Raw genomic sequence first — 15,543 nt, forward strand, 5'->3', positions numbered from 1 at the left:
CGCATGAAGCCCCACCGCATCCGTCATCAGTTTCTGCTTGAACCCGGGCTGAGTGAGAAGCTCGACAACCTCAGCCGCGATCCATCGACCACGAAATCGGCGGTCGTGGCGAAAGCGGTAGAGGCCTTTATCGAGCGGCGTGGCGAGAACGAGCTCGACCGGCGCTACGGCGTAAGACTCGACCGGCTCTCGCGCGACGTCGGCCATGTCAGACGCGATGCCGAGATGATCCTGGAGAGCCTGGCGCTTTTCATCCGTTTTTCAATCACACTTCATGCCCACACGCCGGCTCCGGATAGGGCGACGCAAGCGATTGCCCAAGAGCGTTTCGACAAGTTCGTCGAGCAGGTCGGTCGCCAGATCGCCTCCGGGAAAAAATCGCTTGGCGAGGCCAATGGCGGGGGAAGGGAAGGATGAGTTCTCATCCCGAGGCCGACCATCGCCGCCGCGCCATGCTGCGTACCGCCATGGGCCCAGCGATCACCGAAGCCCTAGCCGATCCAGTGGTCATCGAGGTGATGGTCAATCCCGACGGTGCGCTGAGGCTCGACCGGCTGGGCGAGGGGCGGGTCGACACCGGCGTGCACATGCACCCTTCCGAGGCGGAGCGCATCATCCGCCTGGTCGCCTCCCACGTGCGCGCCGAAGCGCATGAGGACAATCCGATTGTCAGCGCCGAACTGCCTTCGGGCGAGCGCTTCGAGGGTCTGCTGCCGCCGGTCGTGCTGGCACCATGCTTTGCTATCCGTAAACCGGCCGCAAAGCTCTACATTCTGGCCAACTACGTGGCCGACCGCATCATGTTGCCGCTGCAGGCCGATGCGCTGAAAAAGGCGGTTCGCGAGCGGCGCAATATTCTGGTCGCCGGCGGCACGTCCTCGGGCAAAACAACGCTTGCCAATGCTCTGCTGGCGGAAGTCGCCGAATGCGACGAGCGGGTGATCCTCATCGAGGACACGCGCGAACTGCAATGCGCGGCGAAGGATTGCGTTGCCTTACGAACGAGGCGGGGTTCGGTAACGCTTGCCGATCTCGTGCGCTCGACGCTGCGGCTTAGGCCCGACCGGATCATCGTCGGCGAAGTCCGGGGTCCGGAAGCCCTCGACATGCTGAAGGCATGGAACACAGGACACCCCGGCGGCATCGCCACGGTTCACGCCAATTCGGCGCGCTCCGCGCTCTATCGCATCGAGCAGCTCGCCCAGGAAGCCGTCGTCACCGTTCCCCGCCGCCTCATCGCCGATGCCATCGATCTGATCGTCTTCATCGCCGGGCGCGGCTCGTCGCGCCGCATCGACGCGATCGCCGACGTCACCGGTCTTGACGGCAGCGGCGATTACGCCGTCACCCCGCTCACGCTTCCGCAACTCCAGCAGCTTTGAAAGGTCCCCTCATGCTCAAGAAGCTTCGCTTTCTTTCGTCCGCCGCGTTCGCGTTTTTTCTCACGGCACCGGCTTTCGCCGCGGGCTCCGGCATGCCTTGGGAACAGCCGCTGCAGCAGATTCTGGAGTCGGTACAGGGACCAGTCGCCAAGATCGTCGCGGTGATCATAATCATCACCACCGGCCTGACGCTTGCCTTCGGTGATACGGCGGGCGGCTTCCGCCGGCTGATCCAGATCGTCTTCGGTCTGTCGATCGCCTTCGCGGCATCGAGCTTCTTTCTCTCCTTCTTCTCCTTCGGCGGTGGGGCACTCGTCTGATGGCCAGCGGAGAGAAGCATATTGAGGGCTTCGAGGTTCCTGTTCACCGGGCATTGACTGAGGCGATCCTGCTGGGCGGTGCGCCTCGAGCGGTTGCGATCCTCAACGGCACGGTGGCTGCGGCCATCGGTCTTGGCCTGCAGCAGTGGATCGCCGGGCTGGTGCTCTGGATTGCCGGCCACACGCTCGCGGTCTTTGCCGCGCGCCGGGATCCGGACTTCGCGAGCGTGCTTGTCCGTCATCTTCGCATGAAGGGATGGTTTGCATGCTGAACCTCTCGGAGTATCGCGGCAAAGCCGACCGGCTTGCCGACCATTTGCCTTGGGCCGCACTGGTCGCGCCCGGCATTGTGCTCAACAAGGATGGCAGCTTTCAGCGGACGTTGCGGTTCCGGGGTCCCGATCTCGAAAGCGCGACCGAAGCCGAACTCATCGGGATCTGCGCACGGGCGAACAATGCGCTCAGACGCCTTAGCTCCGGCTGGGCATTGTTCTTCGAGGCGGAGCGCATAGAAGCGCTGGGCTATCCGCATTCGCGGTTCCCCGATGCGGCGTCGTGGCTGGTCGACGAAGAACGGCGCGGGGCCTTCGAGGGCAAGGTCGCGCATTTCGAGAGCCGCTATCACCTGACCTTGCTGTTCATGCCGCCGCCGGACGGCCAGGCGCGGGCGGAAAGCGCGCTGGTCGACTCTCATCATTCCGAAGGCGAAAGAGACTGGCGCCAGGAACTCGCGCGGTTCCGTGACGAGACCGACCGGGTTCTGGGTCTACTATCGGGCTTCATGCCGGAAGTGCGCGCCCTCGATGATGCCGAGACGCTGACTTATCTGCACGGCACCATCTCGACCCGCCGCCACCCGGTCGCTGTGCCGGAAACGCCGATCTATCTCGACGGCGTTCTGGTTGATGCGCCGCTTACCGGCGGCTTGGAGCCAATGCTGGGTGAGCAGCACCTTCGCACACTCACCATTCTCGGCTTCCCGAACCTCACCCGGCCCGGAATCCTAGACGCACTCAACCATCAGGATTTCGCCTATCGCTGGGTGACGCGCTTCATTCCGCTCGACAAGACCGAAGCCACCAAGACGCTGACGCGATTGCGCCGGCAGTGGTTTGCCAAGCGCAAATCGATCGTGGCCATCCTGCGCGAGGTCGTGACCAACGAACCCGTTCCTCTCGTGGACAGCGATGCCGACAACAAGGCACTCGATGCCGACGAAGCACTTCAAGCACTGGGCGGCGATCATGTCGGCTTCGGCTATCTGACCACTACCGTGACGGTGTGGGACGAGGACCACCAAGCCGCGGCGGAGAAACTTCGCGCGGTCGAGCGCATCGTCAACGGACTTGGCTTCACTACGATCCGTGAAAGCGTCAATGCCGTGGAAGCTTGGCTCGGCTCGTTGCCCGGCCATGTCTACGCCAATGTTCGCCAGCCGCTCGTTCACACACTGAACCTTGCCCACTTGATGCCGCTGTCGTCGGTATGGGCCGGTCCGGCGGCGAACGAGCATCTGGCCAAGGTCACCCAAACCGAAGCTCCGCCGCTTCTCATTGCCGAGACCAGCGGATCAACACCCTTCCGGCTCTCCAATCATGTCGACGACGTCGGCCACATGCTGGTCGTTGGGCCAACCGGCGGCGGCAAGTCGGTCCTGCTCGCGCTGTTCGCTTTGCAGTTCCGCCGCTATGCCGACGCCCAGGTCTATGTCTTCGACAAGGGCCATTCGGCTCGTGCGGCAACCCTTGCCACGGGCGGGGAGCACCACGCGCTCGGCGCGGACGGTGCGCTTGCCTTCCAGCCACTGCGAAACATCAGCGACCAGGCTAGCCGCAGCTGGGCGGCCGAATGGATCACCAGCCTGATTGCCCATGAGAACGTCATCGTCACACCGGAGGTGAAAGAGGCAATCTGGTCGGCACTTAACAGCCTTGCCACCGCGCCGGCGCAAGAACGCACGCTGACCGGCCTGTCGGTTCTGCTTCAGTCTAATGCGCTCAAGGCGGCACTCCTCCCCTACACGCTCGACGGTCCCTTCGGCCGGCTGCTCGATGCCGATGTCGATCGGCTGGCCTTATCGGATGTGCAATGCTTCGAGACCGAGGAGCTGATGCACAGCCAAGGCGCTGTCCTGCCGGTGCTCACCTATCTGTTCAACCGCCTCGAGGAGCGGTTTGAAGGGCGGCCGACGCTGCTCATGCTCGACGAGGCGTGGGTCTATCTAGACAACCCGCTTTTTGCCGCCCGCATCCGCGAATGGCTGAAGGTGCTGCGAAAGAAGAACGTGTCGGTTGTCTTCGCCACGCAATCGCTTGCCGACATCGCGGGCTCTGCAATAGCGCCCGCAATCATCGAGAGCTGCCCACAGCGTATTTTTCTTCCCAATGATCGTGCGGTGGAGCCGCAAGCGCGGGCAGCCTACGAACGCTTCGGTTTGAACGAGCGGCAGATCGAACTGATCGCTCGCGCCACGCCGAAGCGGCACTATTACCTGCAGTCGCGCCGCGGCAACCGTCTTTTCGAGCTCGGGCTCGGCCCGATCACACTCGCGCTGTGCGGTGCTTCCGATCCGGCCACGCAGACCCTTATCGAAAGGGTCCTGTCCGAGCACGGACAGGACAGCTTTGCCTCTCATTTCCTGAATGCGCGCGGCCTCGATTGGGCTGCCGAGCTTCTCCAGCAATTCCCTCAACCAGACACGGAGCAATCGTCATGATGGGACGCCGCCTTTTCACCAGCCTGATCACCGTTTCCCTGATCGCCAAACCGATGGCCGACTACGTCCAGCCAGCCTACGCCCTCATCGTGTTCGATCCGTCGAACTATACCCAGAACGTGCTAACGGCGGCACGCTCGCTGGAGCAGATCAACAACCAGGTCCAATCGCTTCAGAACCAGGCGACCATGCTGCAGAACATGGCGCGCAACCTTCAGCATCTGGATTTTTCTTCCGTTGGCCAACTCACAGGTGCGCTCCATCGCATCGACGGGCTGATGGATCAGGCGAGTGGCCTGAGCTTTGATCTCGACCAGCTCCAAGACCAGTGGCGCGATCAATATCCGGAAAGCTACGACGCCACGATCAAGGTCAGCGATTTGGCGGGCGCTGCACGCGAGCGCTGGCAGAGCGCCATGCAGGCGTTTCGCCAGACCATGGGTGTCCAGTCGCAGATCGTCGAGAACGTCCGCGGCGACGGTGACCTGCTTACCGATCTCATCAACCGCAGCCAGGGCGCGGCCGGTGCGCTTGAGGCAAGCCAGGCAACCAACCAGTTGATCGCGCTTTCGACCAAGCAGCAGATGCAGATTCAGACGCTGCTCGCGACGCAGTTTCGAGCTGAAGCCGAGGAGGCCGCCCGCAAGGCACAATCCGAGGAGGCCGCCCGCGAGACAACCAAGCGCTTCCTGGGCACCGGTACAGCCTATCCCGGCAACTGATCACCATTTCTTCACGACGAGGAAGGCGGCATGAACGACCTTGGGGTCATCGATCGCTTCATGGAGACCTTTGTCCGCTATATCGACAGCGGGTTCGGTCTGCTCTCGGGCGATGTCGCCTTCCTCACCACCACCCTGATCGGGATCGACATCACACTTGCCGGCCTAGCTTGGGCACTCGGCGGCGAACCCAACATTCCCGGCCGGCTCATCCGCAAGGTACTCTATGTCGGCGTGTTCGCCTTCATCCTGAACAATTTCAAGAACCTTGCCGACATCATCTATCGGTCCTTTGCCGGTCTCGGCATCAACGCGTCCTCTGGCAATCTCTCCGCCGACAATCTTTTGCATCCAGGCCGCATTGCCGCGACCGGTTTCGAGGGTGCCTGGCCGCTGCTCGATCAGGCAAGCCAGCTCCTGGGCTTCCCAGAAATCTTCGGCAATGCGCTCACCGTCTTCGTGCTGCTTGTGGCCTGGTTCCTGGTCATCATCGCCTTCTTTATTCTTTCCATCCAGCTGTTCATCACCATCCTCGAGTTCAAGCTCACCACTTTGGCGGGCTTCGTTCTGGTTCCATTCGCACTCTGGAACCGTTCGGCGTTTCTGGCCGAGCGCGTGCTCGGCAATGTGATCTCGTCGGGCATTAAGGTGATGGTGCTCGCCGTCATCGTGGGCATCGGCTCCACGCTCTTCGGCGAGTTCGCTTCCGCGCTGCAAGGCAAGGAGCCGGACCTGGCCGCCGCCATGTCACAAGTGCTTGGTGCGCTGTCGCTGCTTGGGCTCGGCATCTTCGGGCCAGGCATCGCTTCGGGTCTTGTCTCTGGCGCGCCGCAGCTTGGCGCTGGCGCCGCACTCGGAACCACTGCGGCCGCCGCCGGCGCATCACTCGTTGCCGGAGGCGCGGCATTTGCCGGCGCGCGCATGGCAACCGGCGGCAGTCTCGCCGCAGTCCGTGCGGGCACCTCGATGGGATCGGCTGCTTCCACGGCTTGGCAGCTGGGGCGCGCAACCTCGCTCGACTCTGGCCTGTCCGGTGTAGCTGCTGGACTGCAGGGGGTGACCAGTGCCGCCGGTGGCGCCGCGATGCGAGCTGCACCATCTGCCGCGGGAAGGTTCGGGCGCAGCGCCGACGCCGGCCGCGAAGCCGCCTGGACCGCGACTGGCGGTACGCCGACCGCGTCAATGGCCGGAAGCCCAGCCGGTACAGCCACTGATGCCGCTCCCAATTGGGCAAGGCAATTGCGTTCCGAACAGACCGCCCGTGCCCATCGACACGCCGCAGTGCAGGCGGTCCGTGATGGCGACAGGCCGGGCGGCAGCGCCAATCCCTCTCTCAACGACAAGGACGACTAGATGCTCTTCAAGCGACCCGTTCAACGTTACGGCAAGACACCCGAACCGGTCACGCCGTATCAGAAAGCCGCCCAGCTCTGGGACGAGCGTATCGGCTCATCTCGGGTGCAGGCCCGCAATTGGCGGCTCATGGCCCTGGGCTGTCTGGTCTTGGCGACTGGACTTTCCTGCGGACTTGTATGGCAGTCGATGCAAAGCCGCGTCGTGCCGTACGTCGTCGAGGTTGACCGTTTTGGTGAGGCGCGCGCCGGCGCGCCGGCAATCCAAAACTACCAGCCCGACGATGCCCAGATCGCCTGGCACCTCGGCCGCTTCATCCAGAATGTTCGCTCCGTCTCAACCGATCCTGTGCTGGTGCGGCAGAATTGGCTGGCGGCTTACGACTTTGCCACCGACCGCGCCGCTCTCTTCCTCAATGAGTACGCCAAGGCAAACGACCCCTTCGGTCAGATCGGAACGCGCAGCGTGTCGGTGCAGGTGACCAGTGTGGTCAGGGCCTCCGAAAGCTCTTTCCAGGTCAAATGGACCGAGCAGGTGTTTGAGCGCGGCAGCCTTGCCAGCACGACGCGCTGGACCGCGATCCTTACGATCATGATCCGACCGCCAAGCAACACGGACCAGCTACGCAGCAACCCGCTCGGTGTCTTCATCAACGCCATCGACTGGTCGCGTGAGCTCGACAGTGCGGCGCCGACATCCGTTTCCCCGAAGGAGCCCTCCGATGACAAATAGAGCCCCATCGTTCCGTGCTGTGCTGATCCTGTCGGTCTCAACAGCAGTCCTATCAGCCTGTGCATCGAAACCGGTGCCGCCGCCCCAGATTTCCTACGACGCTGCCGACTTCAAGCCAGCAGCAATTGAGAAGGCGCCGGAGAAGCCGGTCAAGATAGTCGAGGTGCCAAAACCCTTGCCGCTACCTGGCCAGTTGCAGCCCGAACCGGGCAAGGTCGCCGAAGACAAGCGCTCTCCGGAAGAACGCGTCGCAGATGCCAACAAGGCGGCGACGCAGCAACCCACCAGGTATGGCTATGTTAACGCGGTGCAAGTCTATCCCTTTGCGGATGGCGCGCTTTATCAGCTCTATGCCGCGCCGGAGCGAGTCGTCGACATCGCCCTGCAGTCAGGCGAGAAACTGACATCCGTGTCGGCCGGCGACACGGTGCGTTGGGTCATCGGCGATACCGTCAGCGGCACCGGTAACAACCAGCGCACCCATGTGTTGGTAAAACCCTTCGCGCCGGGGCTCAGCACCAATCTGGTCATCACAACGGACCGGCGGACCTACCATCTGCAACTTCAAAGCACCGAGAAGACCGCAATGGCGGCAATCTCCTGGACCTACAGCGAGGACCAGATCATCGCGCTGCGCCGAAGCAACGCTCAAGCCGAGGCTACCACGCCGGTTGCGTCGAATGTGGCACTGGAGAACATTCGCTTCCGCTATTCCATTTCTGGCGACACTCCGGCCTGGCGGCCCACACGCGCCTTCGACGATGGCAGCAAGGTTTATATCGAATTTCCTCGCCGCATCGACCAAGGCGAGGCACCGCCACTCTTCATCGTCGGTGCTGACGGCAACAACCAGCTCGTCAATTATCGCATGCGCGGCAACTATTACATCGTCGATCGCCTCTTTGCCGCGGCCGAACTGCGCCTCGGCGCCAAGCAGCAGCAGGTGGTGCGCATCACGAGGTCCGACGGCCGGCAACCGCCGCAGCGGATGGCACTCTTTCCGCGTCTTGGCAGGTGAGGGGAGCACTCATGACCGATACTTCCCGCTCCGATCCTCCGCCGAAACTCGATCCCGAACGGCTGCAGCTGCGGGCCTCACCCCGACGCGCTGTGCGCTTTAAGCGCGGCATAATCGTCGCGATTGCGGCTGTTGGTTCCGGTGCCATCCTCGGCGTCACCATGATGGCGCTGCAGGGGCCAGCACTGCGTCTGAAGCAGCGGGCCGAAGAGCTTTACAACACCGACCGCAAGCCAACCGCCGAGGGACTCCAGGCGCTGCCTAAGGATTATTCCGGAATGAAGCCTCCTGCCCCAGTGCTCGGACCGCCGCTGCCTGGGGATCTCGGTCGTCCCATCCTCGAACGCCAGCGCCAGCTTGGCATCGCACCGGGGCAGGAGGCTTCCGCCGAGGAGCAGCGGCTTGCCCAGCAGGCGATCGAGGCGCGCGAGTCGCAAGTCTTGTTCCGCATCGAAAATCGGGCTGGGGAGACGAATGTCGCCGACAGTACGCACGGAGCGCAGCCGTCGTTTGATGTGCCGTTTGCGCAGCCCGATACGGGAGGCGCGCGAGCTTCCGTTGCACCGGCCGAGGGTGACCAGAGCAACCAACAACGCAAGCTCGACTTTATCAGCCAGCGCAACACAAGTGGGATTTACAATCCGCATGCGCTGCAGACGCCGGCTTCGCCATATCAGCTGATGGCCGGCAGCGTGATCGCCGCAAGCCTCATCACCGGCATCAATTCCGACTTGCCCGGCCTCGTCGTCGCGCAGGTCACCGAGAATGTGCACGACACGGTCACCGGCAGCATCTTGCTGATACCTCAGGGCTCTCGCCTGATCGGCACCTACGACAGCGTCGTGGCTTTTGGGCAGAGACGCGCTCTGCTGGTCTGGCGACGCATTCTGCTGCCTGACGGCTCGTCGATTGAAATCGACAATCTGCCCGCCACAGACACTGCCGGCTATGCGGGGCTTGAGGACAAGGTGGATTTCCACACTTGGCAGCTGATCAAGGGCGTAGCGCTCGCCACGTTGCTGGGCGTCGGCACCGAGTTGAGCCTCGGAGACACCGATAGCGATCTGGTCAAGGCAATTCGAGAATCCGCCCAGCAGAACGTCAGCCGAGCCGGCCAGCGCATCACCGAAAAGAACCTGGACATCCAGCCCACCATGACGGTCCGCCCCGGTTGGCCACTGCGTATCGTCGTTCACAAAGATCTCGTGTTGCGGCCGTACCCGAGTTGAACAGGAGTAATCATGTCGAACCTGAGACTGGGAAAGCTTCCGGACCGGACGCCTTCGAAGATCACCATCACCGTTAGCGCCGACCTGAGCCAAGCGCTCAAGGACTATGCGGCACTTTACCGTCAGACCTATGGCGAGTCTGAAACCGTGGCTGAGCTCATCCCATTCATGCTGACCGGGTTTCTGGACGGCGACCGAGCGTTTGCCAAGGCCAGAAAGGAAGGGTTGCCGGCCGGGGGCACGTCGGAGAAGTCGCGGCGCCTGCCCGGTTCAGGTTCCGAGTAGCCGAGGCAGAGAGTTCGTCAAGCCTGACCATGACGTGCGCCGACCGATTGCCTGGTTCTCGACTGACCGATCCATCGCTCGCGGAGCTCGAACGATGTCTGGCCATCGCGGCTTACCTGGTTGTTCGTCATGGAGAAGCCTATACGCCGACCTTCGAGCGGCTAGAGCAAGAGGTCGAGCAAATACGGCGGCGGCTCGGAAACCGCGAACGGGCTCGGCGAGTGCTTGCTGCACTGATGCAGAATGGCGTCGGCCACGTAGGGGCAGAGGCCCATGACAGTTCTCAGCCTGATCTTGCAGCGAGGCGTCGGCTCTGATTCCCTAATCTTGGTGGCGATCGCCTGATTCGTGTGTTCGTTGCTCCGCTTTCGCATGGTTGCGTGAGGGTGTAGCGGGTGCTTTCCTTGGAGAGATTACAATGACCGCCAAGCCGGAAATCCTGGAAATGCGGGCTAAGATCACTGTTGTCGGGGTTGGAGGCGCTGGCGGAAACGCCGTCAACAACATGATCGCCGAAGGCTTGCAGGGCGTCGAGTTCGTCGTCGCCAACACTGACGCCCAGGCGCTCACCATGTCGAAGTCGTCGCAACTGATCCAGCTGGGTGCGCATGTGACCGAGGGCCTAGGCGCGGGTTCTTTGCCCGCCATCGGCCGCGCGGCTGCAGAGGAATCCATCGAAGAGATCATGGGCCATCTCGCGGGAACGCATATGTGTTTCATCACCGCAGGCATGGGGGGTGGCACGGGGACTGGCGCCGCGTCCGTGATTGCGCATGCCGCACGCGATGCCGGCATTTTGACGGTGGCCGTCGTTACCAAACCGTTCGTATTCGAAGGCAAGCGCAGGACGCAGGCCGCTGAGGAAGGCATAGAACGCCTTCGCGAGAGCGCTGATACGGTCATCGTCATCCCGAACCAGAACCTCTTCAGGGTCGCCGACGCCAGGACAACGTTTGCCGACGCCTTTGCCATGGCGGACCGTGTTCTCTACGCGGGTGTCGGATGCATCACGGACCTGATCGTCAAGGAAGGCTTGATCAATCTCGACTTCGCCGACGTGAAGTCGGTGATGCGGGACATGGGCCGAGCGATGATGGGAACCGGCGAGGCCTCCGGAGAGGGCCGTGCAAGGACGGCAGCCGAGGCTGCAATCGCCAATCCGCTTCTCGACGAAGCTTCCATGATTGGTGCTAAGGGTGTCCTCGTCTCGATATCGGGCGGCAACGACATGACGCTGTTCGAGGTCGATGAGGCCGCCACTCGCATACGCGAGGAGGTCGACGCCGATGCCGACATTATCGTCGGGGCCATCTTCGACCAGGCGCTGGCAGGAAAGTTCCGGGTGTCGGTTGTCGCAACGGGTCTACGGAAAAGCGCGGACTTGGTTTGGCTTGAGCAGAGGACCGCTTAAGGCCGTGGAAACGAACTCGCAGAATAGGGCGCGTCGCTGACTTTCGAACGGAGCCGGGTGCGCTGTTTGCGTCAACCCGGTAGGCTGCTCGCTTTTTCAATCGTTTGCCAATGATATGAAGGGGCATTCTAACTTTTCCGTACTTCAGGTGCGCGAAAGTTGGAATTTGCCATGGGGACAAGACGCTACTCGGGCAGCCGTCACAGCCCGGGATGGTCCGGCGCAGATACCGTTACCTAGCTCTCAAGCGAACAATGCATAACGTTCAAGTCGCTTATATCAAACTGATATATAATATAAGGCCTTCCCGGCATCGATGCATTAAAAACTTGTAATGGAGCAGCATAGAAAACTTGTATATGCACGACACAATTAACTTGAAATGGCGCGGCATGATGTACTTGTATCCGCACAGCGGTAAAAACTTGCCAAGGCACGGCCATGGCTAAGCCCCACGAAAAACTCGCGGAATCCCTCGCTGTCCTTAAAGACCTGCAGACGGGAGGGCGCCGCATTTTCAAGTCTGAAGAGATCACCCGGGTCCTCGTGAGCGCCTACTCCAAAACGGCTTTCTGCGTGAGGTGATCAAAGGTGGTTGATGTCCACCGGACCGCAAGCGCAGGAGCAGGCACCACGCCTTGGTATGCCAGCTTCTGGGAGTTTTGCGCGATGAATTGCAATGAGCGTTTCGGGGAAGGAGCGGTACCCCCGAGCAATCGTTGCTCCTCCACGCAGAGGCTACCGCGATCCGCTGGCAAACTGACAACGGATACGCATCGGGACTGGTACAGGGAGCTGTTCGCGCCTTCAGTGAGTGCGGGCATATTGAAGGCGAGCTCGCTCGCGGGTTATCGAAACCATCCTGTGTACCTAAAGGGCTCATCTCACGTGCCGCCACGTGTGGAGGCGGTACTCGATGGCATGGATGCGTTGTTTGATCTACTAGAAGCCGAAGCAGACCCGGCGGTTCGCGCCGTGCTGGGACATTGGCTTCTTGGTTATGTGACCCTTATCCCGACGGAAACGGACGCATGGCCCGCTTTCTCATGAATGCCATGTTGGCATCAGGCGGCTATCCGTGGACGGTGTTGAGAGTGGAGGACCGGAAGGCATATCTCGCTGGGCTTGAACAGGCCAGCGTTGGTATGGATGTGAAGCTCTTCGCTCAATTCCTGGCGGAACGGGTAAAATGGTCCTCGGAGCAAGCAGGAAGATGACGAACAGGAAGATGACGAACCTTAAGTTCACATCGGTCATATATTTGCGGGTGGGATAAAAGCGATCCTTTGAAGCCACTCGCGCTTCTGCGCCAAGGACGGTCCGGCGCCGTATTTTGGCCGGATCCATTTATGGCCCATTAGGGAGGCGATCACCTTCTCCGGCGCCTCGACAGCCGTTAGCCGGTCCTCGAAGGTGTGCCGCAGGCTATAGAGGCTGTGTTCCGACGTCGGCAGAAGTTTCTTGTTGGTGAGCACCTTATTGACGAGCGCCGAAAGCGAGGCTGCCTTGTCGCGATAGCGCGGGAAGCCGTCCGGATGGAGCTTCATCGCCTCAAGTGCGCAGCCAACCAGGGGAATGTCACGGGCTGAATGATCGGTCTTCAGGCGACGGCCATGAGGGCGCACCTGCACATGTGGGATTTCGTGATCGAGGTGGATCGTTTCTGGAATGAGATTCGCCGCTTCAGAGAGCCGGAGTCCCGTGTCGGCGATCAAATAGACAAGATGGCGCGCTTCCTCGTTGAGCCCGTCGAGCGCGCCTTCGGCGAGAACCTCTCCCTGCACGAATTCCGCCGTGAACGCAGCGCGTTGCGCTGCGACAGCACCGGAAAGGCGCAGATTGTGGAAAACCGGCTCCAGCTTGAGCTGGTGAGTGAGGTCGACGACACGCAGCATCTTGGAGATGTGGCCGATGTCCTTGTTGGCCGTCCCGATATCGAGGCCGCCCCCGACGATCCGCTTCTGCCACCACCCGCGGAAGGTAACCGCATCTTCCCGCATCAGGCGGGCGATCTCCTTATCACCGATGACGCCAATCAAATTGGCGATTGCGCGCTTCTTGGGGTTACGCCATTTCTTGACCTGGTTGGGCGACATGGCGAGCAGATTCTGCTGCTCGATCGCCTCGAACTCCTTTAGGAGACCGCTCAGCCGAAGCGCTGGCCGTTGCTCACCGCCCATCACCGCGGAGACGTCCTTTGCGTCCTCGACCGCACTTCTGTCGAGGAGCAACTTGATACGGGCCATGAGCTCGTCGAGAGGCCCCGCCGCCAGTTCATCATTGGTGCGATAGGCTAGCCCGAACGATCGCGCTCGCTTCCGGGCAGCCTCGAAGCGTAGCGCCGCCTCAGCGGACTGGCCGTCGCCAAGTTTGCGCCAATATGCCTCGAGCCCGGCGCCGAGGCTCCGCACTGCGTCGCGGGCCCGTACACCGCGCGGATCATCAGCAACGGCGACCCCAGTGGAAATTCGCACGAGGCCCCGGCGGTCAAACGCCGCAAACTCCTTCGGCACCCTGCGCACGAGATACCAGATGCCGTCGCGCTTATGCGGCCTTGCGGGCGCGGATCTTCGCATTAGTCAGCTCTAATGTTACACAGTTTGTTACACAGAATGAGATATGTTTCGAGCTGCGGCGGTCAAGGGCTGCAACGAAGTTTTTGAAAACAAATGACTTTTAGGGAAGTCAGTTGGCGGAGAGAGCGGGATTCGAACCCGCGTTACGGTCTCCCGTAAACACACTTTCCAGGCGTGCGCCTTCAACCACTCGGCCACCTCTCCGTCCTTGCATGGCGCGCCGGCCGGTCTTGCCGCGCGGGTTGGGGACATGCAATCCCTTGGGGGCGGAACCTCCGCTTCTGGGCGCCGTCAACCAGCGGGTAGCCCTTCCCCGCACCTGAAGCCGTCGAAGCAAACAGGCGCGGGGCTCATCTAGTCGATCCCGCGGCGAATGCCAAGCCATAATGGCGCTTCGTCGGCTTTGCCGCGCACGGATTGTCGGCGATGTCGCCGGCGCGGTGCTTTTCGGCATGGCTGCGGGCGAATGATGTGCACAGGCGTGCGGCACAGCCTGTCGTTGCTTGACTTCGCCAGCGGTCCCCTGTCGAGTGGATGCGAGGCTTTGCGGGGGCATTGTCGGCAGATGACATCGATCAACCAGGAGCCGGCCAGGCGGCCGGACAGCGGCCTCTCCTACGTGCCGGTGGCGTGGCTTTGCATCACCATGGCGCTTTCGGTCTATGGCCTGATCTCGTCATGGCGGGTGATCGGCGGCTACGGTCTGCCGGACAGCGTCGCCTACTTCGTCTACAGCGGTCTTGCCGGCGGTATCGTCACCATTCTATGGGGCCTTTACCTGCTCGGCCTTGCCTTCAACCGCTCGGCGCGCTTTCCGCGCCACTTCATCATCTGGCAGGTCGTCACCATCGTTTGGCTGGCGGCGAGGCTGGCCTATGTGTTGCTCGCGCCGGATTTCGGCTTTTCAGCGCAAGGGCTTGCCTTCAGCCTGGGCGAAATCGCCATCGGCGTACTCTGCATCTATCTTCTGCGGCGCGGCTCGGGCGCCGAAGCGGTCTATGCCAGTCCGGAAACCGAGAGCCCGCCGGTTCTGGTATCGGTCATCGCCGCACTGCTCGGCATCATCCTCGGCGCCGCACTCGGTGCATGCGCCGGGTTTGCCGTCGGCTCGCTGATCGCCGAAATTACCGACATGAGCTGCTTCGAGGGTGCCTGCGGCTACTTCGCCGTGTTCATCGGCCTGGCCGGGCTGGTTGTCGGCGCCATCGCCGGCGGGCTGTTCGCCGTCTGGCGCGTGAACCGGCGAAGGCGCAAGCCGGCGACTTGAAGCGCGTCGCGACTTTCAAATTCGCGTGTCACGATTGCCGTCAGGGCAGGCGCGTTCTATCTCTCGGTTGGGAAGGGACGATACCCGGGTCCGACGGAGGGGCCAGGGAAATCCTGGGGAGGAAGTCTGCATGTTCCGTTTCATCTTTCGTCTCGCGGCGATGGTCGCGCTTTCGATTTCCGTCATCATGGCGGTGGTCGACGCGACGCGATCGGTGGCGGCCTCGGCGCTGGTCATGACGCCGCTCAACGCAAGCTGGTTGGCGGTCTCCCCCGACACCCGCGCGGCCTTCGAAAGCTACGTGCGCGAAAAGGCCAGCCCGCTGCTGTGGGACGGCGTCATCGCCTTTGTGCTCGGCCAGCCTGGCTTTGCGGTGTTCGCGGTGCTGGCCTTCCTGCTCTACGCCGTCGGCTACCGGCGGCAGCGGCGCAATGAATTCGCCGCGACCTGACGTTTGCGGACTACCAGAACGAAGAACCTTTCAGCGCCTTGGCGAACGGAATGATGCGCCGCGCAGCCCACCCGCGCCATG

Annotated in this window: 16 protein-coding genes and 1 tRNA gene; 15 read left to right on the forward strand and 2 right to left on the reverse strand. The window is 62.1% G+C overall.

From position 1 onward, the window contains the following. Positions 1 to 3 precede the first annotated feature (3 nt). From D3227_RS29185 to D3227_RS43025, 13 genes are all read left to right on the forward strand, one after another. The gene (locus D3227_RS29185; protein ID WP_120017733.1) at positions 4 to 417 is read left to right on the forward strand and encodes a CopG family transcriptional regulator; all 414 of its coding nucleotides are present in this window, start codon (positions 4 to 6) and stop codon (positions 415 to 417) included. Further along, positions 414 to 1,382: a P-type conjugative transfer ATPase TrbB gene (gene trbB, locus D3227_RS29190; RefSeq protein ID WP_120017695.1), complete on the forward strand. Its 969-nt coding sequence runs from the start codon at positions 414 to 416 to the stop codon at positions 1,380 to 1,382. Before D3227_RS29185 ends, trbB begins: the two co-directional genes overlap by 4 nt. 11 nt (positions 1,383 to 1,393) lie before the next feature. Continuing rightward, entirely contained in the window at positions 1,394 to 1,702 is a 309-nt protein-coding gene (locus tag D3227_RS29195; protein ID WP_120017696.1) for a TrbC/VirB2 family type IV secretion system protein, read from the forward strand. Next, complete coding sequence (locus D3227_RS29200; RefSeq protein WP_120017697.1) at positions 1,702 to 1,974, forward strand: VirB3 family type IV secretion system protein; 273 nt, start codon at positions 1,702 to 1,704, stop codon at positions 1,972 to 1,974. Before D3227_RS29195 ends, D3227_RS29200 begins: the two co-directional genes overlap by 1 nt. After that, positions 1,968 to 4,418 carry a conjugal transfer protein TrbE gene (gene trbE, locus D3227_RS29205; protein ID WP_120017698.1) on the forward strand — a complete coding sequence of 817 codons (2,451 nt, stop codon included), beginning with the start codon at positions 1,968 to 1,970 and terminating at the stop codon, positions 4,416 to 4,418. Before D3227_RS29200 ends, trbE begins: the two co-directional genes overlap by 7 nt. Beyond that, positions 4,415 to 5,140 carry a P-type conjugative transfer protein TrbJ gene (trbJ, locus tag D3227_RS29210; RefSeq protein WP_120017699.1) on the forward strand — a complete coding sequence of 242 codons (726 nt, stop codon included), beginning with the start codon at positions 4,415 to 4,417 and terminating at the stop codon, positions 5,138 to 5,140. The genes trbE and trbJ overlap by 4 nt, the downstream gene beginning before the upstream one ends. Positions 5,141 to 5,170: 30 nt before the next feature. Beyond that, positions 5,171 to 6,493 (forward strand): P-type conjugative transfer protein TrbL, encoded by a 1,323-nt coding sequence (trbL, locus tag D3227_RS29215; RefSeq protein ID WP_120017700.1) that lies wholly within the window; start codon positions 5,171 to 5,173, stop codon positions 6,491 to 6,493. Further along, positions 6,494 to 7,225 carry a conjugal transfer protein TrbF gene (trbF, locus tag D3227_RS29220; protein ID WP_120017701.1) on the forward strand — a complete coding sequence of 244 codons (732 nt, stop codon included), beginning with the start codon at positions 6,494 to 6,496 and terminating at the stop codon, positions 7,223 to 7,225. Then, positions 7,215 to 8,243: a P-type conjugative transfer protein TrbG gene (trbG, locus tag D3227_RS29225; protein WP_120017702.1), complete on the forward strand. Its 1,029-nt coding sequence runs from the start codon at positions 7,215 to 7,217 to the stop codon at positions 8,241 to 8,243. The genes trbF and trbG overlap by 11 nt, the downstream gene beginning before the upstream one ends. Positions 8,244 to 8,254: 11 nt before the next feature. After that, a complete protein-coding gene (locus D3227_RS29230; protein ID WP_120017703.1) occupies positions 8,255 to 9,472 on the forward strand; it encodes a TraB/TrbI/VirB10 family type IV secretion system protein in 1,218 nt (405 codons plus the stop codon). Between the two features lie 12 nt (positions 9,473 to 9,484). Further along, positions 9,485 to 9,757 carry a DUF2274 domain-containing protein gene (locus D3227_RS29235; RefSeq protein WP_120017704.1) on the forward strand — a complete coding sequence of 91 codons (273 nt, stop codon included), beginning with the start codon at positions 9,485 to 9,487 and terminating at the stop codon, positions 9,755 to 9,757. A 418-nt stretch (positions 9,758 to 10,175) separates the two neighbouring features. Next, positions 10,176 to 11,168, forward strand: coding sequence for a cell division protein FtsZ (gene ftsZ, locus D3227_RS29245; protein ID WP_120017706.1), 993 nt, complete (start codon positions 10,176 to 10,178; stop codon positions 11,166 to 11,168). Between the two features lie 1,031 nt (positions 11,169 to 12,199). Continuing rightward, positions 12,200 to 12,385, forward strand: coding sequence for a hypothetical protein (locus D3227_RS43025; protein WP_245451918.1), 186 nt, complete (start codon positions 12,200 to 12,202; stop codon positions 12,383 to 12,385). 36 nt (positions 12,386 to 12,421) lie between these two features. Here the strand turns inward: D3227_RS43025 and D3227_RS29255 are convergent, their stop codons facing one another. Together D3227_RS29255 and D3227_RS29260 are read right to left on the reverse strand one after the other, a co-directional pair. Further along, a complete protein-coding gene (locus D3227_RS29255; RefSeq protein WP_120017707.1) occupies positions 12,422 to 13,744 on the reverse strand; it encodes a site-specific integrase in 1,323 nt (440 codons plus the stop codon). Between the two features lie 114 nt (positions 13,745 to 13,858). Then, positions 13,859 to 13,948 (reverse strand) — tRNA-Ser (locus tag D3227_RS29260). Positions 13,949 to 14,309: 361 nt separating this feature from the next. On the opposite strand from D3227_RS29260, the gene D3227_RS29265 reads away from it, so the two are divergent. Both D3227_RS29265 and D3227_RS29270 read left to right on the forward strand, forming a co-directional pair. After that, positions 14,310 to 15,011, forward strand: a complete 702-nt coding sequence (locus tag D3227_RS29265) for a DUF2569 family protein (protein ID WP_120017708.1) — start codon at positions 14,310 to 14,312, stop codon at positions 15,009 to 15,011. Positions 15,012 to 15,141: 130 nt separating this feature from the next. After that, positions 15,142 to 15,462 carry a hypothetical protein gene (locus tag D3227_RS29270; protein ID WP_120017709.1) on the forward strand — a complete coding sequence of 107 codons (321 nt, stop codon included), beginning with the start codon at positions 15,142 to 15,144 and terminating at the stop codon, positions 15,460 to 15,462. Positions 15,463 to 15,543: the final 81 nt, after the last annotated feature.

Origin of the sequence: Mesorhizobium waimense (assembly GCF_003601975.1) — a bacterium.
Classification (GTDB): domain Bacteria; phylum Pseudomonadota; class Alphaproteobacteria; order Rhizobiales; family Rhizobiaceae; genus Mesorhizobium; species Mesorhizobium waimense.

What these genes read in the sequence shown, in the direction of transcription:
- D3227_RS29195 (WP_120017696.1), top strand. Translation starts at nt 1,394, where the DNA reads ATGCTCAAGAAGCTTCGCTTTCTTTCGTCCGCCGCGTTCGCGTTTTTT.
- trbB (WP_120017695.1), top strand. Translation starts at nt 414, where the DNA reads ATGAGTTCTCATCCCGAGGCCGACCATCGCCGCCGCGCCATGCTGCGT.
- trbG (WP_120017702.1), top strand. Translation starts at nt 7,215, where the DNA reads ATGACAAATAGAGCCCCATCGTTCCGTGCTGTGCTGATCCTGTCGGTC.
- trbL (WP_120017700.1), top strand. Translation starts at nt 5,171, where the DNA reads ATGAACGACCTTGGGGTCATCGATCGCTTCATGGAGACCTTTGTCCGC.
- D3227_RS29230 (WP_120017703.1), top strand. Translation starts at nt 8,255, where the DNA reads ATGACCGATACTTCCCGCTCCGATCCTCCGCCGAAACTCGATCCCGAA.
- D3227_RS29265 (WP_120017708.1), top strand. Translation starts at nt 14,310, where the DNA reads ATGACATCGATCAACCAGGAGCCGGCCAGGCGGCCGGACAGCGGCCTC.
- trbJ (WP_120017699.1), top strand. Translation starts at nt 4,415, where the DNA reads ATGATGGGACGCCGCCTTTTCACCAGCCTGATCACCGTTTCCCTGATC.
- D3227_RS43025 (WP_245451918.1), top strand. Translation starts at nt 12,200, where the DNA reads ATGGCCCGCTTTCTCATGAATGCCATGTTGGCATCAGGCGGCTATCCG.
- trbF (WP_120017701.1), top strand. Translation starts at nt 6,494, where the DNA reads ATGCTCTTCAAGCGACCCGTTCAACGTTACGGCAAGACACCCGAACCG.
- D3227_RS29185 (WP_120017733.1), top strand. Translation starts at nt 4, where the DNA reads ATGAAGCCCCACCGCATCCGTCATCAGTTTCTGCTTGAACCCGGGCTG.
- D3227_RS29255 (WP_120017707.1), bottom strand. Translation starts at nt 13,744, where the DNA reads ATGCGAAGATCCGCGCCCGCAAGGCCGCATAAGCGCGACGGCATCTGG.
- D3227_RS29270 (WP_120017709.1), top strand. Translation starts at nt 15,142, where the DNA reads ATGTTCCGTTTCATCTTTCGTCTCGCGGCGATGGTCGCGCTTTCGATT.
- D3227_RS29200 (WP_120017697.1), top strand. Translation starts at nt 1,702, where the DNA reads ATGGCCAGCGGAGAGAAGCATATTGAGGGCTTCGAGGTTCCTGTTCAC.
- trbE (WP_120017698.1), top strand. Translation starts at nt 1,968, where the DNA reads ATGCTGAACCTCTCGGAGTATCGCGGCAAAGCCGACCGGCTTGCCGAC.
- D3227_RS29235 (WP_120017704.1), top strand. Translation starts at nt 9,485, where the DNA reads ATGTCGAACCTGAGACTGGGAAAGCTTCCGGACCGGACGCCTTCGAAG.
- ftsZ (WP_120017706.1), top strand. Translation starts at nt 10,176, where the DNA reads ATGACCGCCAAGCCGGAAATCCTGGAAATGCGGGCTAAGATCACTGTT.